Below are 22,213 nucleotides of genomic sequence, written 5' to 3' on the forward strand. Positions count from 1 at the left end.
CATCAAAAAAATAAACCATTGATTTATAAGGATTTTTAAAAGTTGGCACGGCTTCTGCTATCTCTATGGCATAACAAGAATAAAAAGTGCAGCAACATAATAAAAACAATACGAAACGACTCTGACATAACAAAAACAACACGGCAGAGACGCAGCTAACAGATTTTTTTGGAGAAGGTTTACTTTTCCGAGGAGCCATAAGCCACCTCGCAACCGGGCTGAGAATAATAAAACTACCTTCAGGTAGCACCCGTTCAGGTTGGATCACAGGTGTGATAGCCGGTGATAAAAGTGGATCAGCGCTCAAAAAAATACGTTTGCTCTTGATCCCGGATGGGGATCGCAAAAACAGCAACAAAGGGCCACGGTTCCAAAAACAACAACAGACCGCCCCTCAATAATTAAAAAAGAGCACGCAACGACACGTTAAAGGGGAGCTTCGGCTCCCCTTTGTGCTATCTGCAATGACCCTTTACCCCTCCCCAAGCTCTTGAATGCTGATTTCACGCATCTTGAATTTCTGGATTTTGCCGGTCACGGTCATCGGGAAGGCCTCTACAAACTTGAAGTGGCGCGGCGTTTTGAAGTGTGCGATGCGCGATTTGCACCAGGTTTGCAGCTCCAGTTCGTTAGCCGTATGACCGGGGTGAAATTTGATCCAGGCCACCACTTGCTCACCGTATTTGGCGTCCGGTATGCCCACTATCTGCACGTCTGCAACGGCCGGATGGGTGAAGAAAAACTCCTCCAGCTCACGCGGGTAAATGTTTTCTCCGCCGCGAATAATCATGTCTTTGTTACGCCCGACGATGCAGACATAGCCGTTTTCATCCATGTGCGCCAAATCACCCGTGTGCAGCCAGCCCTCGCTATCAATGGCTTGATCCGTCGCCTGCGGGTTGTTCCAGTAACCGAGCATTACGCTGTACCCGCGCGTGCACAACTCGCCAATCTCACCACGGGCAACCACTTCGCCCTGCGCGTCAATCAGCTTGTTTTCCAAGTGTGGCTGGGTGCGGCCCACGGTGGTCACACGCAATTCCAAGCCATCCGCAGGACCGGTCTGTATCGACACTGGGCTGGTTTCAGTCATGCCATAGGCAATTTGTACCTCACCCATGTGCATGTCGCTGATCACCCGGCGCATCACTTCAATCGGGCATGTGGCCCCAGCCATGATGCCGGTGCGCAAGCTCGACAGGTCAAAATCGGCCCGTTGAGGATGATCGAGCATGGCGATAAACATGGTGGGTACGCCGTACAACGCGGTGGCGCGCTCTTGAGCAACCGCTTGCAGGGTCAGGCCAGGGTCGAAGGCGTCAGAGGGGTAAATCATGGTGGTGCCGTGGGTGACGCAGCCCAGATTGCCCATCACCATGCCAAAACAATGGTAGAGCGGCACCGGAATCACCAGCCGGTCTTGAGCCGTCAATCCAAGGCTTTCACCCACCATGTAGCCGTTATTCAAGATGTTGCGATGGCTGAGGGTCGCCCCTTTGGGGAAGCCGGTGGTGCCCGAAGTGTATTGAATATTGACCGGATGTTGAGGCTGCACAGCGGCCTGGCGGGCATGCAAGTGTGCGGCGCTGACACCCGCCCCGAGCACGGCCAGCTGTGCCCAGGGGATAAACCCGGCGGGGGGCTGCGCACCCAGACTGATCACCGCACGCAAGTCACCAAAACGTTCGCTGTGGAGGGGGCGCTGCGCCAGCTCAGGCACCAGCGTCTGCACCATGGCGTGGTAGTCCGAGGTTTTGAACGCCTGCGCGCACACCAACCACTGACACGCCGATTGTTTGAGCACGTACTCCAGTTCAGAAAGCCGGTACGCAGGATTGATATTGACCAGAATCACGCCGATGTGAGCGCTGGCAAACTGGCAAATAAACCATTCCAGGCAGTTGGGTGCCCACACACCCAGCCGGTCACCCGCTTGCATCCCCAGCGCCATAAAGGCTTTGGCATGCAGATCGACCGCGTGCGCCAATTGCTGCCAGGTCAATCGTTGCTGTTGATGACGCACAATCAGCGCCTCGCCGTCAGGGTAACGCATGCACGTTTGATCGAACGCCTGGCCAAGGGTCAGGCTCAGCAGGGCTTTGTCCTGTGCGCCCTGGCTGTAACTGGGGACAGATGGCAACTTCATGGCAACTCCTCTTGTGATTATTGTCGGGAGCATGAGCACGGTGCGCGCAAGCGCCGTCTCAAGGTGAAGAATAGACAATCACTCTGGCTTAAGTTGACGTTAACGTAAAGGTCATTGACAGCCCCTGACACCAAGTTTACGTTAACGTAAAGCATACCCATGGCGATGCAGTTACCGCCTCTTATAAGAACAACGATCAAGGTGCCCCATGAGCTACCCGACTTTGAACTTCGCCCTGGGCGAAACCATCGACATGCTGCGCGATCAGGTTCAGGCCTTCGTGGCCGCTGAATTGGCGCCACGGGCGGCGCAAATTGATAAAGACAACCTGTTCCCAGCCGACATGTGGCGCAAATTCGGCGACATGGGCCTGCTGGGCATCACCGTCCCGGAAGAATACGGCGGCACAGGCCTGAGCTACCTGGCACACGTGGTGGCCATGGAAGAAATCAGCCGCGGCTCAGCCTCGGTCGCTCTGTCGTATGGCGCGCATTCCAACCTGTGCGTGAACCAGATCAACCGCAACGGCACCCACGCACAAAAACTCAATTACCTGCCCAAACTGATCAGCGGCGAACATGTCGGCGCATTGGCCATGAGCGAACCGAACGCGGGTTCTGACGTGGTGTCGATGAAACTGCGCGCCGACAAGCGCGGTGATCACTTCGTGCTCAACGGCAGCAAAACCTGGATTACCAACGGGCCAGATGCCAGTACCTACGTGATTTACGCCAAGACCGACATCGAGAAAAACGCCCACGGCATCAGCGCATTTATCGTGGAGCGCGACTGGAAAGGCTTCAGCCGCAGCAAACATTTCGACAAGCTGGGCATGCGCGGCTCGAACACCAGCGAACTGTTTTTCGACAACGTAGAAGTGCCCGAAGAAAACCTGCTCGGCCCGCTCAACGGTGGGGTCAAAGTGCTGATGAGCGGCCTTGATTACGAGCGTGTGGTGCTCTCGGGTGGCCCGACCGGCATCATGCAAGCGTGCATGGATCTGGTGGTGCCTTACATCCACGACCGTAAACAGTTCGGCCAAAGCATCGGTGAATTCCAACTGATCCAAGGCAAAGTCGCGGACATGTACACCCAACTCAATGCCAGCCGCGCCTACCTGTATGCCGTGGCCGCTGCTTGCGAACGTGGTGAAACCACGCGCAAAGACGCCGCCGGGGTGATTTTGTACAGCGCCGAACGCGCGACCCAAATGACCCTCGACGCGATCCAGATTCTGGGCGGCAATGGTTACATCAATGAATTCCCGGCGGGTCGCCTTCTGCGCGACGCCAAGCTGTACGAAATCGGCGCGGGCACCAGTGAAATCCGCCGAATGCTGATTGGCCGCGAACTCTTTAACGAAACCCGCTAAGGAGGACGCACATGTCCATCTTGAACACGACGATCAACCCGCGTTCGGCCGAATTCGCGGTCAACCGCGAGGCCATGCTCAAGCAGGTCGACGCCCTGCACCGCCTGCTCGCCCAGGTGCAACAGGGCGGCGGCACTAAAGCACAAGAACGGCATACTTCACGGGGCAAACTGTTACCCCGCGAGCGTATCGACCGGCTGCTGGACCCCGGCTCGCCATTCCTTGAACTCAGTCAGCTCGCTGCCTACGAGGTGTACGGCGAAGACGTGCCAGCGGCCGGAATCATCGCAGGCATTGGTCGGGTCGAAGGCGTGGAGTGCATGATTGTGGCCAACGACGCCACCGTCAAAGGCGGCTCGTACTACCCGCTGACCGTCAAAAAACACCTGCGGGCGCAAACCATTGCCGAGCAAAACCGTTTGCCCTGCATCTACCTGGTGGACTCCGGGGGCGCCAACTTGCCGCGCCAGGACGAGGTGTTCCCGGACCGCGAACACTTCGGCCGCATCTTTTTCAATCAAGCCAACATGAGTGCTGCGGGCATCCCGCAAATTGCCGTGGTGATGGGCTCGTGCACCGCAGGCGGCGCGTATGTGCCGGCGATGGCTGACGAAGCGATCATGGTGCGCCAGCAAGCCACAATCTTTCTCGCGGGGCCGCCGTTGGTCAAAGCGGCAACGGGCGAAGTGGTCAGTGCCGAAGACTTGGGCGGAGCCGATGTGCACTGCAAAATCAGCGGCGTCGCCGACCATTACGCCCAGAGTGATGAACACGCGCTGGCATTGGCGCGGCGCAGTGTGGCCAACCTTAATTGGCGCAAATTGGGCCAGCTGCAACAACGCACCCCGTCGGCGCCGCTGTATGCCAGCGACGAGTTGTATGGCGTGGTGCCTGCCGAGGCCAAGCAACCCTTTGATGTACGTGAAGTGATTGCACGGTTGGTCGACGGCTCGGTGTTCGATGAATTCAAAGCCTTGTTCGGCACCACGCTGGTGTGTGGGTTTGCCCATTTGCACGGGTATCCGGTGGCGATCCTGGCCAATAACGGCATCTTGTTTGCCGAGGCGGCACAAAAAGGTGCGCACTTTATCGAGCTGGCCTGCCAGCGCGGCATCCCGTTGGTGTTCCTGCAAAACATCACCGGGTTTATGGTCGGGCAAAAATACGAAGCCGGCGGCATCGCCAAACACGGCGCCAAGTTGGTGACCGCTGTGGCCTGCGCCAAAGTGCCTAAATTCACCGTGATCATCGGCGGCAGTTTTGGTGCCGGCAACTACGGCATGTGCGGTCGCGCCTACGACCCGCGCTTCTTGTGGATGTGGCCCAACGCTCGCATCGGCGTGATGGGCGCCGAACAGGCAGCCGGGGTGCTGGTGCAGGTCAAGCGCGAACAAGCCGAACGCAACGGCACAACGTTCAGCGATCAAGAGCAAGCGCAGATCAAACAGCCCATCCTTGATCAGTACGAACATCAGGGCCATCCCTACTACTCCAGCGCCCGCTTGTGGGATGACGGGGTGATTGACCCGGCACAAACCCGCGAAGTGCTGGCGTTGGGCTTGTCCGCAGCGCTGAACGCGCCCATCGACAGCACGCGCTTTGGCGTATTCCGTATGTAACCCCAGCTTCACGGTAGGCGCGAGCTTGCTTGCGATGGCCGCATTCCATCGCAAGCACCTACACAGCAGGCGCAATCTTTTACACGTACAGCCATCCAAGGACTGACGGACATGATTGATTTCAACACCCTTGAACTGCACACCGACCCCCGGGGTTTTGCCACCTTGTGGCTGAGTCGCGAGCAGAAAAACAATGCGTTTAACGCTGAAATGATCCGTGAGCTGATCCTGGCGCTGGACGCCGTGCAAAGTGATGCCAGCCTGCGTTTTCTCATACTGCGCGGGCGCGGCAGGCATTTCAGCGCCGGGGCCGATCTGGCCTGGATGCAGCAGTCGGCCGAGCTTGATTACAACACCAACCTGGACGACGCCCGGCACTTGGCCGAGCTGATGTACAACCTGGCCAAGTTGAAAATACCGACCCTGGCCGTGGTGCAAGGCGCGGCCTATGGCGGTGCCTTGGGCTTGATCAGCGCGTGTGACATGGCCATCGGCGCCGATGACGCCCAGTTCTGCCTGTCTGAAGTGCGCATCGGCATTGCCCCCGCCGTGATCAGTCCCTTTGTGGTGCAAGCCATCGGCGAGCGTGCCGCACGACGGTTTGCCCTCACCGCCGAACGCTTTAGTGGCGAACGTGCCCGCCAATTGGGATTGTTGTCAGAAAGCTACCCCGTGGCAGAACTCGAACAACAGGTGGCGCGCTGGACCGACACCCTGCTGCTCAACAGCCCACATGCCATGCGCGCCTGCAAAGATTTGCTGCGCGAAGTCAGCCACGGCGCACCGACGCCAGCCATTCGCCGCTACTGCGAAAACGCCATTGCGCGCATTCGTGTCAGCCCTGAAGGCCAGGAAGGTCTGCGTGCCTTTCTCCAAAAGCGCACCCCGAGTTGGCAGCTCGACTCATCCAGACAGGAGCCGCGCCCATGAACCCCTCGACAATTACCTGCGTGCTGGTGGCCAACCGCGGCGAAATTGCCTGCCGCGTGATGCGCACGGCCAAAGCGTTGGGGCTGACCACCGTGGCGGTTCACAGCGACACTGACCGTAATGCTCGGCACTGTCGCGAAGCGGATATCTGCGTGAACCTGGGCGGCAGCAAGGCCACTGACAGCTACTTGAAAATCGACAAGATCATTGCCGCCGCCAAAGCCAGTGGCGCCCAGGCGATTCACCCCGGCTACGGTTTTTTGTCCGAGAACGCAGGCTTTGCGCGGGCGATTGAAGCCGCGGGCCTGATCTTTCTCGGCCCGCCCGCTTCGGCTATTGATGCAATGGGCAGCAAATCCGCAGCCAAAGCCCTGATGGAAGTGGCAGGCGTGCCGTTGGTGCCGGGTTATCACGGCGAAGCCCAAGACGTGGACACCTTTCGCACCGCAGCAAACAACATCGGCTACCCCGTGTTGCTCAAGGCCACGGCAGGGGGCGGTGGCAAAGGCATGAAAGTGGTCGAAAACGACAGCCAACTGGCTGAGGCGCTGGCGTCGGCGCAGCGCGAAGCGTTGTCGTCATTCGGCGATGCGCGGATGCTGGTGGAGAAGTACGTGCTTAAACCCCGGCACGTAGAGATCCAGGTATTTGCCGATCAACAGGGCAACTGCCTGTACCTCAACGAGCGGGACTGCTCGATTCAGCGCCGCCATCAAAAGGTCGTTGAAGAAGCGCCGGCACCGGGCTTGAGCGTTGCACTACGGCGCGCGATGGGCGAGTCCGCAGTGCGCGCCGCGCAGGCCATTGGCTATGTGGGCGCCGGTACGGTGGAGTTTTTGCTGGACGCCCGCGGTGAATTCTTCTTTATGGAGATGAACACGCGTTTGCAGGTAGAGCACCCGGTGACAGAAGCCATCACCGGTCTCGATCTGGTGGCATGGCAGATCAAAGTCGCACGCGGCGAAGCACTGCCCATCACCCAGAATGAAGTGCCCTTGCGCGGTCATGCCATCGAAGTGCGCTTGTACGCTGAAGACCCCAGCCATGATTTCCTGCCGCAAACCGGCCGCCTGGCCGTGTACCGCGAATCGGCCGCAGGTGCGGGACGCCGGGTGGACAGCGGCGTGAGTGAAGGGGATGAAATTTCACCGTTTTACGACCCCATGCTCGGCAAGTTGATTGCCTGGGGCGAAGACCGCGAACAGGCACGTTTGCGCCTGCTGGCGATGCTGGATGAATTTTGCATTGGCGGGTTGAAAACCAACCTGAGCTTTTTACGCCGGATTATCGGGCATCCCGCCTTCGCGGCGGCTGAACTCGACACCGACTTCATCCCGCGCTACCAGGCGCAATTACTGCCGCCTGCCGAGCCTTTGCCTGACGCATTTTGGACTGCGGCCGCGCAGGCGTATGCGCAAAGCCTTACACCTGTTGTTCACGAAGAGGATCGCGCCTCACCGTGGGCGGTCACCAGCGGATTTCGCAACGGATTCGCGGCGCACACCTTGCTGTCACTGAGCTGTAACGGCGAGCAACGCACCGTCAGCCTCAGCGGTGTTGGCAGCCCGTTGCGCGACGATCAGTTGTTGAGCGAACACGACGGCGTGCGCAGCAAACACCTGGCCATTCGGCGCGCTAACACGCTGTACCTGCGCTGGGACGGCGAACTACAGACGGTGAACGCCTGCGACCCGCTGGCGACTGCGGGGGCCAGTCATGGGCAACAAGGCGGTCTGACAGCCCCCATGAATGGCAGCATCGTGCGGGTACTGGTCGAGGTTGGGCAAAGCATTGAAGCCGGTACGCAACTGGTGGTGCTCGAAGCAATGAAAATGGAGCACAGCGTGCGTGCGCCCCGCAGCGGCATCGTCAACGCCCTTTACTGCCAGGAAGGGGACATGGTGGGCGAAGGCGCGGTGTTGGTCGAACTGACCTGATTACCGGGTATTAAAAAGGCGGACACCGGTGTCGGTGTCCGCCTTTGAGCTGGATGCACGGAGGGATTGGCAGTCAGAACTTGGTCGTTGCCTGCACCACCACCCCAAGAATACGGCTGCGCTCATCGAGCAGGGTTTTGGGATACGTCGGGTTTAGCGGCTTGAGATAGCGCCGACCACTCTCTTCGATCAACTGGCGGAACGTAGCGGCTTCACTGTCCGGCGTGCGCACAACCACCATCTTGCCGGGTTCGGCTTCCAGGTCCGGGTCGATCAGGATCATCATGCCTTGGGGGATGCTGATGCCCACGGGGGCCGTCATCGCATCGCCCGTCACTTGCAGCCAATAGGCGTCCCCTTTGGCGTAGTGATCGCTCATCTCAAACACCGTGGACGATTGATAACCCTGCCGGGCTTTCTCGTTGATCTGCCCGGCACTTTCCCAGTCCGTGACGGGGTAGCGATACGCCGAGGTGATGTCGTAGACCGGCTCGTCGGTGTTCACGTCATCGTTACTGGCCTTGCGTTCACGTACCACAATCGCGACTTCAAGGTGCTCAAGCCCCAAGGCATGCAGCACTTTGTTCATCGTTTCGAGGTCGGGCTGACGACGTTTGTTGAGCCAATGGCCAACACCGCCCTGGGAAGCCCCGACGCGTTCGGCGAGTTTTTCTTGCGTGAGTTTCAGCTCGCGCAATTTCGTTCTGACTAAAGCGATCCATTTATCCATCTGGCGAACAATACGGAATGCCTGAGCCGCAACAATACACATATTGTATTATTTAACTATTAGCTCTGAATACTTACTGTACTAATCTGCATTGGCTGATTCGATTAATCTCAGAGACGCAGGAAAATCATGACTCCCATAACAAAAATTCCGCTCAAGACTGAACCCGATGCAGAGCTAGAAGCGCTCAAAGACAGTGCCGCAACCCAGCGCGCACTCGATTATTATTTGAAACCATCTGTAACTCAGCGCAGTACTGAGCACAAAGTGTTCACGGTGCGCGAAGGTTTGAGTTTGGAAGAGGCCATGGTCCATGCCTCAGAGTTGCTGCGCTATGCACTGGCCTACGCCCATGAGTGCGCTGGCAGCCTACAAGGCGCGCAGCGGGATCTCACACTTGGCGCGGTGCATTTCATCGAGATGGCCAAAGACCTGGTCGACAACACGGTGGACACACACAAGGTCGCCGGGGGCTGACACCCGGCGGCCTGATTGACAGCGCCGCCGTTGCAGGTCAGGCAGCCCTTGCCTGACCTGCTCACGTATCAGCCGTTAAGGCGCTCTTGAGCAAGGCTGTCGGCAACGGCGGTGGTATTGCGATCTTCAGCTTTGGCTCGCACAAAGATCTGACGCAAGGTTTCGCCTATGCCTTCAACGTGCCGACGGACCTGCTCGGGTGTGCCGCCGTGGTACTCGTAAGACACGTCAATGATGCCGCCCGCATTGATCGCATAGTCGGGGGCGTGCAACACCCCCCTGCGCCACAATTCATCGGCATGGGCGGCGGTGGCCAGTTGGTTGTTGGCAGCACCGGCAATCACCGGCGCACGCAACAGTTGCAGGGTGTGATCGTTGATCACTGCACCCATGGCACAGGGCGAGAACACATCCACGTCCAGCCCGTAAATGTCTTGCGCACTTACGGCATGGGCACCCAATTCATCGACGGCCCGGCGTACATTCGCCTCCTGAATATCGTGTACCCATAACTGCGCACCGGCGGCCTTGAGTTGCCGGGCAAGATCAAACCCCACCTGCCCAAGCCCCTGAATGGCGACACGCAAGCCGTTAAGGTCTGAGCGACCCAGACGCTGCGCGACCGCTTCGCGCAGGCCGATAAAGACGCCAAGGGCCTGGAACAACGCCTCGCTCTTGCCTTTGTGCGGGTCGCCGATGATCACCGCCTTGCCACCGCCCAAAGGCAGCCCGGCCAAGGCAGATTTGTAGGTCATGCCGCGCGACAAGCGCAAAACATCATTCAACGCCTGCTGTTCATCGGCGTAGGGCCACATGCGACACCCGCCCAAGGCTGGGCCCAGACGTGTGTTGTGCACCGCAATGATGGCTTTGAGACCCGTGGCCTTGTCGTGACAGAACATGACCTGTTCATGCTGATCAAATTCGGGATGAGCAAAAATCGGCATTTCATTTCTCTCTTGTTGTTAGTCAGTGAGCGACGCCAGACCTGAGGGTCACTGCGCGACCCGGCCTGCGGGTGCGTAACCCGTCGTAAGAGAGTGAAGGTTTGCCAGAGGATTTTTCTTTCTTATTTTTAGGAAATGCAGTGCTAGGCTGCATGAAACATTCAACAAAAATAAGAAATCAGATTAATTCATGCCGATTAAATTAAGCACCATCGACCGCAAGATCCTGCGCTTGCTGCAACACAACGCCGACCTGTCTGCCGCTGAAGTAGCCGAACACGTTGAGTTGTCGCAATCGCCCTGCTGGCGGCGCATCCATCGCTTACAGGAAGAAGGCTTGATCGAGCGCAAAGTCGCCCTGCTCAACCCGAAAAAACTGGGACTCAACGTGGTGGTGTTCGTCAATGTGCGGCTTTCTGGCCACGGCAGGCGCCATCTGACCGAGTTTGAAGAAGCGATCACCGGTTATCCGGAAGTCATCGAGTGCTACACCATGGCAGGCGATATGGATTACCTGCTTAAGGTCGTGACCCATGACATCGACAGCTACGAGCGTTTTTTGCGCGATCACCTGCTGCAAAAGCCACACGTACAGGAAGCCCACTCAAATATCGCCATGAGCGAAGTCAAGCGCACCACTGAGTTGTTGTTGGACTAGCGGGATAGAGCCTTGGAACGAGGAATGGAAAAAAAATTTCCGAAATGCGCGGAAAAACACTTGCTTTGCAAATGATAATGATTACTATTGCATGCAGCTGGTCGCGAGATCAGCCGATCATTCAAGGGACCTTAGGTCGGTTCTTTGAATAATCTCCTCATCAGGCTAATCACGGTTATTTGACCCGGCTTCTGGCCGGGTCTTTTTTTTGTGGCCAGTTATCTGGCTCAGCTTGCTTCAGGCTAATGAAGTCTGGTGTGCGGCCGGTTTTTTTCGGTGACCGCTACGATGCCGGCGATGATAGCAAAAGAACATCGACCGAAGAAAGCCTGAAGTCCAAGACTATAGCCGTAATGGCAATTTAGCACTTGAGAATCAATCGCAAAAACACTAGAATTGCGCCGCGTCAAGGATGACGCCCCCCTCGTATTTTTCTCCTCTTTTTTCTCCTCTTTTTTCGCCTGCTTTTACCTACATTTTCGTATTGGCCCGACGCCATGACGCGGTACAGTAACGCCCACAATTCTTAGACTCAGGGATCTGGACGATGACTGTGGCGCCCTCTTCACTTCACATCAGCAGTGACTTCGACAGCGGCAATATTCAGGTGCTGGAGGCCAGCGACCCGCTGAACGTAAAACTGGCCATCAAGCCCGATTCCAAAAGTCAGCACTTTCAGTGGTTTCACTTCAAGGCCAGCGGTCTGACCCCAGGGCAAACCCACACCTTTTGCCTGACCAACGCCAGCCAGTCTTCCTACAACAAGGCGTGGGATGGCTACAACGCCGTGGCGTCCTACGATCACGAGCGCTGGTTCAGAGTGCCGACCCGCTTTGAGGGTACTTCGCTCAACATCACCCTGAACGCCGAGCACCGCGAGGTGTGGTTTGCCTATTTCGAACCCTACAGCCGCGTACGCCACGACCAGTTGATCAAGGACGCACAGCAGTGGTCGGGCTGCGAGCTGCTGGCCGTCGGCCAAAGTGCCGAAGGTCGCAATATTGAGCTGTTGCGCAAGGGCACTGGCGCTGCCCATAAACACAAGATCTGGATCATCGCGCAACAACATCCCGGTGAGCACATGGCCGAGTGGTTCATGGAAGGGATTTTAAAACGTCTGGAACAAGGCAGTGACCCGCAGTTGCGCAAGTTGCTGGACTTCGCCGACTTATACCTGATCCCCAACATGAACCCGGACGGTGCCTTTCATGGCCACTTGCGCACCAATGCCAACGGCCAGGACCTGAACCGCGCCTGGCAAAATCCCTGCTCGCAGGTCAGCCCGGAGGTGTTCTTTGCCTTGGAGCAGATGAAAAAATACGGCGTCGACCTGTTTCTGGACATCCACGGCGACGAAGAAATCCCTTATGTGTTCACTGCGGGTTGTGAAGGCAACCCCGGCTATACGCCGCGCCTGGCCGCCCTGGAAGCACGCTTTCGCGATGACCTGAAGGCTCGCACTCAGGACTTTCAGACCACCCACGGTTATACCCGCGATGAACCCGGCCAAGCCAACATGACCTTGGCCTGCAACAGCGTCGGCGAGCATTTCGACTGTTTGTCGCTGACTCTGGAGATGCCGTTCAAGGACAACAACGACGCGCCAAACCCGGGTACAGGCTGGGATGGTCAACGCTCGATGCAATTGGGCAAAGACGTGTTGAGCACCCTCTCGGCAATGGTCAAGGAACTGCGCTAAAACCCGACATCCAGGACCACGTTGTCGATATAAGTCCCGGCGGGCGGGGTGGCCTGATCGGTGTAGATTTTGGCGTTGAAGTTAAACACCTGACTGCCGACGCCCAACCCGTTGCCAGGGTTGATCTCGGCATCCGAGCTTGCCCGTCGGGCGCTGCCGACACTGCCCCAACGGGTGGTGCCGGCACTTTTGAAAATGTCATACGCCAAAAAATTGCTCCCCGAGATCATCTGCCGTCGCCCACCCACACTTACCGCATGGGCACCGTCACTCAAACCCACGGTATAGGCACTGCCCTTGGTGCAAGACAGGCTGATGGTCTGGCTGGTGACCGGGGTGAATGCGCTGATCACCGGCGCACTGCCAAAGCTGATGTTGAGCGCGGAGATGGTGCAGTCATTGGCCACCGTCAGGGTGACGGTCAAGGGCGTCGACTTGCTGCCAGAGTTGGCCCCGATGCAAATGCCACCGATGCCGATACCGGGGCAGTAGTACCAGTCCCATTGAATATTCAGCGTTTCGGTGTACACCCCCGCCGCCACATTGCTCCCCGTAATGGTGCTGAGGTACAGCGGGATGTATTTGGGCGACGCACTGCCAATCAGCCCCAACAACGACAGCAAACCGTTACTTGCGAAGTCAAAGCCGGGTGCCCCGCGGCTGATCGGGTAGGTGGTGGCATTGGTGGCGTAAATCGTATACCCGATCACATCGCCGGTCGGCCCGACCATGCCGCTGGTGGCCGAGGTGATGGTGGCCTTGAACATCGAGGTGCCGAACAGCGTAATGCCGGTGCCCACGCAACTTAGCCCCGAATTGAGCGTGGAGGTGGATTGCAGCGTGTTTTTCACCGCCATCGACCCCACCAAACCAAACGCTGCGGGGGTCGTGGTGCCCACACTACACGCCGCCTGTGCGCTGACTGACAACCCGCACAGGCCGCCCAGCGCGAGCAACATCGCAAGGCGCTTCACTGGCACACCACCGGCCCGATCAAGGGCACTTGATCGCCTTGGGGCGGTAACGCGAATGAGGCCCTGCACGGCGCGCCGTCGGGCACTATCACTTGCAACGTGTTCTGCGCCGTCAGGTCTTCCAGGTACACCAAACCGTCCCAGCCCACCACGGCCCGCGCGCCGTTTTGTTCATTGAGCACCGCGCTGCCCAAAGGCAACTCGCGCTGCTCGGCATTCACCAGCCGCACACTGGCAGCGCTCACGCGTTTAACGGCAAACTCCAGCAAATAACCGCTGCCGCGACGCACGGCTACCCGCTGCTCGACATTGGGCGTGAGCACGTTGCCGGGCAAGTTGAGCGGATCAATCTCGTATTTGCCGCGATAGTAAGCACTGCTCCACGGCACCAGCAGGTGGCCGTTTTTATCGGTGTCGCCCACCCACTGATTTTCGTAACGCACGCCCACGCCGGGGAAACCCTGGGTGCTGACCACCACAAAGGCGTCGTCAATCCGATTGGCCATGAACACGTGCTTATCCATCCACACCCATGAGCCGCTGGCATCGGCCCAGCGCGTTTGCTGCTCAGAGGTGCCATAAACACCCGCTTGCAGTTGCACTGACTGCAAGCGCCAGGTCATGTCTGCCTGCCGGTAATCCGGCCCGTCGCCCCTGGCATACCCCAGATTGAAGCCCACCCCGCCCTGGGTCGGTACGCTGCGGCTGTAGTTGACCCGTTGCAGGCTGCCACCTGACTGACTGCGTTCGGCGCTCAGGCTCAGGCTGCCACGCGCATCGAACGGCACCACCAGTTGCGCCTGAACCGCCCAGTTGCTGTCACCCACTTCACGGTTGGCCGACAGGTACAGGCTGCTGTTAAACCATAACGGCTTGCTCCAACTCAGGTTGAGCAGTCGGGTGCGCGAAGCGTCGGCAGCCGTTACATCGAAGTAACCCGCCCCCAGGCTGCCAAAGCGCTCCATGTTCAGGCTTAACGTCACTTGCTCACTGCGCTGGCTAAGGCTGATGTACTGACTGTCGACCACGCTCAGGTCGGCATAGTCTTCATAACGTTGCAGCCGTTGGTAGGACAGGCTGTAGCGTTGAGTGCTGTATTGATACCCCAGGCTTAACTGCCGACCGCTGCGGCCATCGAACTGACTTTGACTGACCGCACTGTTCAGCACCCCAAAATTACCCAACTTGAGGTTGCCGCCCACCCCGCCCAAGGTCAGCGCATCTGAGGCTTCAACGTGGCTTTCAAGGGTCAGGCTGTTAGTCAGGCCATAGCGGAGGCTGCCCGCTGTCACACCAGGCCCGTAAGAAAAATCCTTGGTGCCGTAATCGCGCCGCAGGCTACCGGCCGATACCGAAAAATCGCTCAGGCCCTGTTGCAACAAGGTACTGGTCACATAAAAAGGCACGCTGGTGGACACTTGTCGGCCCAGCGCATCGGTGGTCACCACCACCGCCTCCCCGGCGCCGTTGATGAACGGGATGTTGGTCAGGGTATACGGCCCCGGTTGCAGGTTATCGCTGGAAGATTTGTAGCCATTGATGAACAGATCAACCGAAGACGGCACTGCCGCTTCGCCGGAAAACTGCGGCAAGGGATACGTCACCAGGTCCGGGCGCACACCAAAGTCACGCGACAGTTGCACCCCGCCCAACCGCACCGCACTGGTCCAGGGCAACGCGCCGCTGATCACATCCCCTGCTTCATAAGTGAGCAGGCGGTTGTCGTCGGAGTAGCGCCACGTCGTGTCGTAACGCCGGTAGCCGTTATTGAGCTGACTGTCCGGCATGTCACGGATGCTGCGCCGATATTGACCGGTGTTCGACAGCGTGCCCCAGCTGTCAAACAGGCGCACTTCATTCCACGCCGCCAGGTACGTACCCGCGTCATCGGTGTCATTGAGGTACAGGTCGTAGTTGAACAAGGCGCCAAAGCTGCTCATGGCCTCAGTGCGCGGGTAGGTCGAACGCGCCCCGATCCGTTGTTCCGGTAGCCAGTCGGGCGGCACTTGCAGCAATAGACGCTGGGCCTGGCTGTCGTACTCGCTGTGTAAACCGGGCACGCTGTCCAGCCCCACCTCTGAGGGGCCTGAGGCAGGCAAGCGAATGCCGACCGCCTGCAATTCGCTGGCGCTCACAAACAGCTGCCCTTGGCGTTGTACAACCGGCACCACGCGCTGGGTGTTCATCTGATTAACCACCAGTTCCAGATACAACTGTGCATCGGCGACGGCCTCCATGCTGGCAGGCGGCGGGGGCAATTCGCCCGCCAGCACAGTCGTGCTGGCCCAACCACCCCACAAGGTGATGGCTATCCATGCCAGCGTGCTTTTCATGCCCTGTTTAGATCCATTTTGGGCGACTCCTGCGCACGTGCTCCTTATGCCTGGACGGGATGAGCGCAGGGTTATTGCGTCAAAGGGATGTCCTGAAATTGCGTCTGACCGTTGACGCGCGCACGCAACGTCTGCCCCCACGCAGTGGGCGCAGGCCAACGCATGGTGGCGCCGGGCAGCACGTAGCCCATCAAACCCTCAACCAAGGGCTGCGATTGCGCGCCCTGGGTCAGGCTGGCTTCGGTTAACCGGGCATGCACCGCTCCGCGATTACGCACCTCGATGAAAGGTTTGCCCGCCACGGTGATCTTTCGCGCACTTAACTGTGGCTGCCCGATACCTGCCGGGTCGCGCTTGAGGGTGGCGTCCTGCTTGCCCCACAACCCAGCCCCGTAGGAAAACAGCGGCACTGAATAGCGCATTTGAAAGCGAATCGCCGCGTCTGTTTTGCCCGCACCCGCCGCAGTCGCGGGCAACGGCGCGGGAATCTCGTCAATGATGATGCGATATGCCTGCTCTTGACCGTCCGCTACCGCCTTGGTCCGCGTCAGACGAATCAATTGCTTTTGCCCCGGCTCAATACGGGCCACAGGCGGGCTGCCCACCACGTCACGCTGATTTTGATACTGATCGTCAAACGCGCCCTGGCTCCAGGCAAACACTCGAACTTGCAGGTTGGCCGTTTCATCACCGCGATTCTCCAGCCATAGGGCGCTGGCCGATTGATCCGACTCCAACACCGGGTCAATCGGCCAAATCAGCACCGAACTGGCGGCGTGTGCAGCCGACATCCCCACCGCCATCAAAAAACCTGCGACCAAGGCCGGAATCGGCCGGGCGGGTAATTGCATAGAACACTCCTGATCCCCAGATCTCAAAAAGACAGCTGCACTTGCACGACATCGCTGTAAATCCCGCCGGGTCTGTTACCCGGCAATTGCATGTAGCCGTAAATCGGCAAAGTGATGGCATTGGCATTCGTGCTCAGGTAAGGCACGTTGACGCTCTGCGCGATGCCCAGGCTCTGGCTGTAGGCCGCGTCCTGAAACAACTGGTACGCCACCCGCGCCGTCCCGCCATTAAGCTGCACGTTGCGCCCGCCACTGTTATGCAGTCCGCCATCGACGCTCATGCTCAGCGCCACGCCCGGTGTGCATTGCACCGTCACCCCGCTGCTCAACGCCACTTTGACCACTTGCGTGGACAACGCCGAGTACGTGCCAAAGTTGAGGTTGCCGTATTGGGTCACCCCGCCGACCACCAGACAGCCCGGCACGATGCTGGCACTGACCTGAAACGTTGCGCCGGTTGCCGCCAGCAGCGGCCAGGGCAGCCAACACCCCAGGCACACCATTGAGCGTGCGAGCCACGGCAGGGTCATGGCTCAAAACGTCAGTTCAACAGCCACGCTGTCGGTGTAGGTGCCCGGAGGCAAACTGGCCTTGCCCACCGCCTTGCCGTACAGATTGATCACATTGGCGGTGCCGGTACTCACCGGCACCGGCACCGTGCCATCGACCGGTAATACCGTGGTCAACCCGGAGTCGGTAAAAATGTCATAGCCCACGTAGTTACCCGCGCTGTCGGCCAATGCACGGGTGTTAGGTGCCGACAGTGTGTCGTGCAGCCCGGCGCGCACTTTGAGAGTGGAAGTGGTGCCGGGCGAGCAGAGGATCGAAATCCCGTTGTTGCTGCCGGACACCACTTGCGCATTCGCCGAGGAAAACAAGGTGGTTTGCGAGCCGAAGTTCAGCGTACCGAAGCTCAACCCGGTAGTGCCTACCGCGCCATTGACCTGACAACTGGCCGTCAGCGTGAGGGTCGAACTTAACTGGCCGGTCAGCGTCGTGGCGCCGTGGGCACTGCTCGCCAGCATCAGCCCCAGCAGTGACAAACCCAGTCGGGATGAAAGTGATTGCATGATCGTGCCCCTCTGTCGTTTTACCAATCCAACGTCACCCGCAGCGTGTCGCGGTAGACACCTGCGGGCAAAGCGTTGGGATTAGCCATCACCAGGCCATACACCGGAATCGGTACCTGGCCACCATTGGAAATCGAAAAATTACGTTGCTGACCGATGCTGTAGCTGTCGCTGCCTGCGGCATCCAGTGACAAGCGATAGGGAATCAACTGACGCCCATTGCTCAATTGCCGTGTGGTGCCATCCCCGTGACTGCCGCCATCAATCGTGACCGTAAAGCCCTTCACTGCCGGGTTGCAGCTCACCGCCAAACTGCTTTCACTGCCTTGCAGTTGCGAGTCGATGGGGTTCTTCCACGTCGGCCCCTGAGCGCCAAAATCCAGCGTACCCAGGCGGGTGATCTGCTCAGGGTCGGCGCTGTTGCCCGCGCTGACTTCGCAACTGGCGCGAATCACCAGGCGCGCCTGTATCTGCCCGCTGAGCAACGCCGCCTGGGGGCTGTCGATCAACAGCACCCAGGCGCCACACAGCATCAAGACCTGGGCTGAACCGGCCATGCGCATGCTCCTGCCCTTACCATGTGAGGGTGACCTTCAACACGTCGGAATAATGACCGGCGGCAAACACCTGTTTGAGCGGCTCAATGCGCGCATACAACGGCAACGCCACAGAACCGCTGCTCGGCACCGTGCCCGCCACGGGCACATTGACGGGCAACGGCACCAAGCGCGCAGCGTCGCGATAAATACGGTATGGAATAGGTAAAGCGCGCGGGCCATTGGCCAGATAGCGCACATCGCCGGTGCCGCCATGCTGGCCGCCGTCGATTTGCAATTGGTAGGTGGTGTCAGGATTGCATTCCAGGCGCGGCACACGCTGATTGAGCAGCGCCGCATTCAATGGGCCAGAGCCACTGTCCAGACGCGAGATACGTCCAAAATCAAGCACACCCAAAGACTCGATCCCGGCATTGCGGGTTGAGCCAATCAACTGGCAACCGCGTTCCACGGTCACCCGCACCTCGACTTCGTACTCAGCCGCCCAGACGGGCATGCTCAGGCAAAAGCCCACCAGTGCCACGGCGTGCTTACTCTCCACGGCCAATCCTTTGCTGTGTTGTTATGGGGTGGAGGTTAGCAGTGAAGGCAAATGCTGCCAGCGCAGTCAGAAAATTACCGCCAGATTTCCGCCGAAGGGTCAACGCACTGCGTTGCGCGGGGTGCGCGCAAATTGCCTGAAACCTGTAAACGATTAATCGCTATCATGCGCGGCACTTTTCATCGATTTACACGAGTGCATACCGCCTGCTTATGGATACCCTCGCTAAACTGCGCGCCGGTCAATTGAAAGGCCTCAAACGTCTGGACCTGGCCTGCGGGCTGACCGAGTTCCCGGACGAAATCTTCCAACTGGCCGATTCGCTGGAAATCCTCAACCTGAGCGGCAATGCCTTGAGCCGCCTGCCCGACGATTTGCATCGGTTGACACGGTTGCGCATTTTGTTTTGCTCGGACAACCACTTCACCGCGCTGCCCGAGTGCCTGGGGCGTTGTGCCAACCTGAGCATGATTGGCTTCAAAGCCAACCAGATCGTGAGCGTGCCGGGTACGGCGCTGCCACCGTTGTTGCGCTGGCTGATCCTCACGGATAACCACATCAGCCAATTGCCTGACGAACTGGGGCAGCGTCCTTTGCTGCAAAAACTGATGCTGGCCGGTAACCGCCTGCAACAATTGCCGCGCAGCCTGGCCGAGTGCGAGCGCCTGGAGCTGATTCGCCTGGCCGCCAATCAGCTCACTGCACTGCCCGACGGGTTACTGGCCATGCCCCGCCTGAGCTGGCTGGCCTATTCGGGCAATCCGCTGGCCGACGAAACCCGCACTCAGCAGGCAGACGACCACACACCGAACATTGACTGGTCGCAATTGACCCTTGAGCAGCCACTGGGTGAAGGCGCCTCCGGGGTAATTTATCAAGCGCAATGGCGTGAACCGGGGCAACCGGTGCGGGCGGTCGCGATCAAACTCTACAAAGGCAGCATCACCAGCGACGGCTCACCGCTGCACGAAATGAACGCCTGCATCGCCGCAGGCCAGCACCCGAACCTGATCAAGGTGCTGGGCCGGGTAGTCGGTCACCCTGAGGCGCAAGCGGCACTGGTGATGGAACTGATCGACCCCTCGTTCACCAACCTGGCGGCCCTGCCCAGTTTTGACAGTTGCAGCCGCGACGTGTACGCCGATAGCACCCGCTTCACCGCTGACAGCGCGCGACGTATTGCTCGTGGCATTGCCTCGGCCGCGGCTCATTTACACGCGCAGGGTATCTGTCATGGCGATTTGTACGGGCACAACATTTTGTTCAACGCACAGGGCGAATGTTTGCTGGGCGACTTCGGTGCCGCGTGCTTTCACGCCACAGACGACAGCCCGCACACCCGCGCCCTGCAACGTATTGAAGTGCGCGCGTTCGGGATTTTGCTGGGGGAGTTGCTGGCGCGCATCGACTCAGGCTTGAGCGATGCCCAACGCGACGACTGGCATCAACTGCACGAGCGCTGCATCCAGCCGAACGTACTGGCCCGGCCAGATTTTGCAACAATCAGCCGCGCGCTGGGCTGAGCCTGTCGCGATCCACGTTGCCGCTGCCGAAGGCGACGAGCGCTACGCGCCCGGTCGCCGCCTCGCGTTACTCCTCAGCGGCCACAGGATTGAGATGCGCGTGGCTTGATCGCCAACAGATACCGTTTAGGCCAATGCCACAAACATGTCTTGTACGTCGTCCTGCTCTTCGAGCTTGGCCAAAAATTCCTGAACCTCAGCCATCTGCTCGTCAGTCAGGCCCGAGACCGGGTTTTTTGGGATATAGCCCAGCTTGGCGGACAGCACGGTGAAACCCTGTTCTGGCAGCGCTTTGTGCACGGCATCCAGGTCGGTAGGCTCGGTGATGAACAAGGTGGTGCCTTCTTCGTCGCCTTCTTCAAAATCCTGAGCGTCTGCTTCAATGGCCGCCATTTCAGGATCAGCGTCCGGGGTGTCAGCCTTGGCTTCGATCAGGCCGACATGGTCAAAGTCCCATGCTACCGAGCCGGAAGTGCCCAGTTGACCCTTGCGGAACGCCACGCGGATTTCAGCCACGGTACGGTTCACATTGTCGGTCAGGCATTCAACAATCAACGCCACCTGATGCGGGGCAAAACCTTCGTACGTGACGCGGTGATATTGCACCGCCTCAGTGCCGATACCCGCACCTTTGTTAATGGCACGCTTGATGGTGTCGGCTGGCATGGACGCCTTTTTCGCTTGTTCATACACCAGGCGCAAATGCGAGTTCATGTCCGGATCGGCGCCGTTACGTGCAGCAACAGTCAGTTCTTTCGCCAGTTTGCCGAAAATCTTGCCGCGGCTATTGGCGGCGTCCGCTTTGTGTTTAACCTTCCACTGTGCGCCCATTTCTTACTCTCTCAATCGTGTGTGTCGCGGCTCAAAGGCCATCGAATGGGCGCAAGTTTATACGGCAAGAAGGTCTCAATCGACCAAAAAAATTCGCGTCTACCCAATAGGCTGTGGCGCCAGCGCCATAAACACCTTGATCAGTCGCAACTCGGCGCGGCGTTCCATGCAGCCAATCATGTGCCGATTGGCCAACCCCGTGCCGTTGATGGGCACGGCGCAAACCCGCGGATCCCGGCTGACTTCAACTGAGGCCACAACTCCCACGCCAAGCTGCGCAGCCACGGCCTCGGTCACCGCTTCGCGGCTGTCCAGCTCCAGCAGCACACGCGGGCTAACCCCCGCCTTGGCGCACGCCTGATCGAAAGTGCGCCGAGTGGTGGACGTGGGCTCGCGCAAAACCATGATCACTTGGTCCAACTGCGCAATCTCGATGCCATCCGTCAACGCCTGCCACGGATGGGCGGCCGGCACCAAGGCGCATACCCGTGATTGATTGAGCGGGCGAAGCGTTAACCCCTTGCGCGGTTCAACGTCAGTCAGCACGGCCACGTCCACGTGCTCCGAGAGCAAAGCTGCGAGGGTTTCCTGCGCATTGCCCAGACGCAGATTCACGGTAATGCCGGGGTAACGTTCGCGCAGGTTCGCCAGCATTGGCATGACCAGATGCGGACCATCGGCGGCGACTTCAAGGCGCCCGGTGAGCAACTGGCGATTGGCCTCCAGCATGACCTGCGCTTCATCCACCAAACCGAACATGGCGCGGGTGATGGCGGCGAGTTTAATGCCCTCTTCAGTCAGCTCCACACGCCGCGCCGTGCGCCGCAACAGGGTGATCTGGTAGTGATCTTCGAGCGCTTTGATATGGCCGGTGACCGCTGGCTGACTGATAAACAGCCGTGCGGCGGCGCGGGTGAAACTGCCTTCGCGCGCCACCGCATCAAACGCACGCAGTTGGAAAAGATTCATATGTATAAGCCTCACTGATGGCTGGCATAACAACAAACAATTTGATTGA

20 protein-coding genes are annotated in these 22,213 nt (G+C 58.9%); 8 read left to right on the forward strand and 12 right to left on the reverse strand.

Translation table 11 applies throughout. From position 1 onward, the window contains the following. Nucleotides 1–472: 472 nt before the first annotated feature. Entirely contained in the window at nt 473–2,146 is a 1,674-nt protein-coding gene (locus AP059_RS10225) for an AMP-binding protein (RefSeq protein ID WP_059763097.1), read from the reverse strand. Between the two features lie 208 nt (nt 2,147–2,354). Between AP059_RS10225 and AP059_RS10230 the strand changes: the two genes are divergently transcribed. The 4 genes from AP059_RS10230 (at nt 2,355) to AP059_RS10245 (ending at nt 8,004) form a co-directional block, all read left to right on the forward strand. Continuing rightward, on the forward strand, nt 2,355–3,518 hold the full coding sequence (locus AP059_RS10230) for an isovaleryl-CoA dehydrogenase (protein ID WP_059763098.1): 1,164 nt from the start codon (nt 2,355–2,357) through the stop codon (nt 3,516–3,518). Between the two features lie 11 nt (nt 3,519–3,529). Continuing rightward, complete coding sequence (locus AP059_RS10235) at nt 3,530–5,137, forward strand: carboxyl transferase domain-containing protein (RefSeq protein WP_059763099.1); 1,608 nt, start codon at nt 3,530–3,532, stop codon at nt 5,135–5,137. 111 nt (nt 5,138–5,248) lie between these two features. After that, nucleotides 5,249–6,067, forward strand: a complete 819-nt coding sequence (locus AP059_RS10240) for a gamma-carboxygeranoyl-CoA hydratase (RefSeq protein ID WP_048399720.1) — start codon at nt 5,249–5,251, stop codon at nt 6,065–6,067. Continuing rightward, complete coding sequence (locus AP059_RS10245) at nt 6,064–8,004, forward strand: acetyl/propionyl/methylcrotonyl-CoA carboxylase subunit alpha (RefSeq protein WP_059763100.1); 1,941 nt, start codon at nt 6,064–6,066, stop codon at nt 8,002–8,004. Before AP059_RS10240 ends, AP059_RS10245 begins: the two co-directional genes overlap by 4 nt. A gap of 73 nt (nt 8,005–8,077) precedes the next feature. Here AP059_RS10245 and AP059_RS10250 read toward each other — a convergent pair whose 3' ends face one another. Beyond that, entirely contained in the window at nt 8,078–8,734 is a 657-nt protein-coding gene (locus AP059_RS10250; RefSeq protein ID WP_059763101.1) for a LexA family protein, read from the reverse strand. Nucleotides 8,735–8,863: 129 nt separating this feature from the next. On the opposite strand from AP059_RS10250, the gene AP059_RS10255 reads away from it, so the two are divergent. Beyond that, nucleotides 8,864–9,211 (forward strand): DUF6124 family protein, encoded by a 348-nt coding sequence (locus AP059_RS10255; protein WP_059763102.1) that lies wholly within the window; start codon nt 8,864–8,866, stop codon nt 9,209–9,211. A gap of 68 nt (nt 9,212–9,279) precedes the next feature. Here the strand turns inward: AP059_RS10255 and AP059_RS10260 are convergent, their stop codons facing one another. Next, nucleotides 9,280–10,158, reverse strand: coding sequence for a Glu/Leu/Phe/Val dehydrogenase dimerization domain-containing protein (locus AP059_RS10260; protein ID WP_059763103.1), 879 nt, complete (start codon nt 10,156–10,158; stop codon nt 9,280–9,282). Nucleotides 10,159–10,348: 190 nt separating this feature from the next. Between AP059_RS10260 and AP059_RS10265 the strand changes: the two genes are divergently transcribed. Together AP059_RS10265 and AP059_RS10270 are read left to right on the forward strand one after the other, a co-directional pair. After that, nucleotides 10,349–10,816 (forward strand): Lrp/AsnC family transcriptional regulator, encoded by a 468-nt coding sequence (locus tag AP059_RS10265; RefSeq protein ID WP_048363621.1) that lies wholly within the window; start codon nt 10,349–10,351, stop codon nt 10,814–10,816. Nucleotides 10,817–11,363: 547 nt separating this feature from the next. Beyond that, complete coding sequence (locus AP059_RS10270) at nt 11,364–12,515, forward strand: M14 family metallopeptidase (protein WP_059763104.1); 1,152 nt, start codon at nt 11,364–11,366, stop codon at nt 12,513–12,515. On the opposite strand, the gene AP059_RS10275 is transcribed toward AP059_RS10270, so the two are convergent. From AP059_RS10275 to AP059_RS10305, 7 genes are all read right to left on the reverse strand, one after another. Then, nucleotides 12,512–13,474, reverse strand: coding sequence for a Csu type fimbrial protein (locus AP059_RS10275; protein WP_059763215.1), 963 nt, complete (start codon nt 13,472–13,474; stop codon nt 12,512–12,514). The genes AP059_RS10270 and AP059_RS10275 overlap by 4 nt on opposite strands. An 11-nt stretch (nt 13,475–13,485) precedes the next feature. Further along, nucleotides 13,486–15,822, reverse strand: coding sequence for a fimbria/pilus outer membrane usher protein (locus AP059_RS10280; RefSeq protein WP_082706784.1), 2,337 nt, complete (start codon nt 15,820–15,822; stop codon nt 13,486–13,488). A gap of 71 nt (nt 15,823–15,893) precedes the next feature. Next, nucleotides 15,894–16,673 carry a fimbrial biogenesis chaperone gene (locus AP059_RS10285; RefSeq protein ID WP_059763105.1) on the reverse strand — a complete coding sequence of 260 codons (780 nt, stop codon included), beginning with the start codon at nt 16,671–16,673 and terminating at the stop codon, nt 15,894–15,896. A 23-nt stretch (nt 16,674–16,696) separates the two neighbouring features. Beyond that, nucleotides 16,697–17,203, reverse strand: a complete 507-nt coding sequence (locus tag AP059_RS10290; protein WP_059763106.1) for a Csu type fimbrial protein — start codon at nt 17,201–17,203, stop codon at nt 16,697–16,699. Between the two features lie 3 nt (nt 17,204–17,206). Further along, entirely contained in the window at nt 17,207–17,743 is a 537-nt protein-coding gene (locus AP059_RS10295) for a Csu type fimbrial protein (RefSeq protein ID WP_059763107.1), read from the reverse strand. A 20-nt stretch (nt 17,744–17,763) separates the two neighbouring features. Next, on the reverse strand, nt 17,764–18,300 hold the full coding sequence (locus AP059_RS10300) for a Csu type fimbrial protein (RefSeq protein ID WP_059763108.1): 537 nt from the start codon (nt 18,298–18,300) through the stop codon (nt 17,764–17,766). Nucleotides 18,301–18,316: 16 nt separating this feature from the next. Then, nucleotides 18,317–18,796, reverse strand: a complete 480-nt coding sequence (locus tag AP059_RS10305) for a Csu type fimbrial protein (protein WP_082706789.1) — start codon at nt 18,794–18,796, stop codon at nt 18,317–18,319. Nucleotides 18,797–19,053: 257 nt separating this feature from the next. On the opposite strand from AP059_RS10305, the gene AP059_RS10310 reads away from it, so the two are divergent. After that, complete coding sequence (locus tag AP059_RS10310; RefSeq protein WP_059763110.1) at nt 19,054–20,364, forward strand: protein kinase; 1,311 nt, start codon at nt 19,054–19,056, stop codon at nt 20,362–20,364. 126 nt (nt 20,365–20,490) lie between these two features. Here the strand turns inward: AP059_RS10310 and AP059_RS10315 are convergent, their stop codons facing one another. Together AP059_RS10315 and AP059_RS10320 are read right to left on the reverse strand one after the other, a co-directional pair. Further along, complete coding sequence (locus tag AP059_RS10315; RefSeq protein ID WP_059763111.1) at nt 20,491–21,195, reverse strand: YebC/PmpR family DNA-binding transcriptional regulator; 705 nt, start codon at nt 21,193–21,195, stop codon at nt 20,491–20,493. 99 nt (nt 21,196–21,294) lie between these two features. Then, complete coding sequence (locus AP059_RS10320) at nt 21,295–22,164, reverse strand: LysR substrate-binding domain-containing protein (protein WP_059763112.1); 870 nt, start codon at nt 22,162–22,164, stop codon at nt 21,295–21,297. Nucleotides 22,165–22,213 lie beyond the last annotated feature (49 nt).

The sequence above is a fragment of the Pseudomonas sp. TAA207 genome, assembly GCF_001529285.1.
Classification (GTDB): Bacteria; Pseudomonadota; Gammaproteobacteria; order Pseudomonadales; family Pseudomonadaceae; genus Aquipseudomonas; species Aquipseudomonas weihenstephanensis.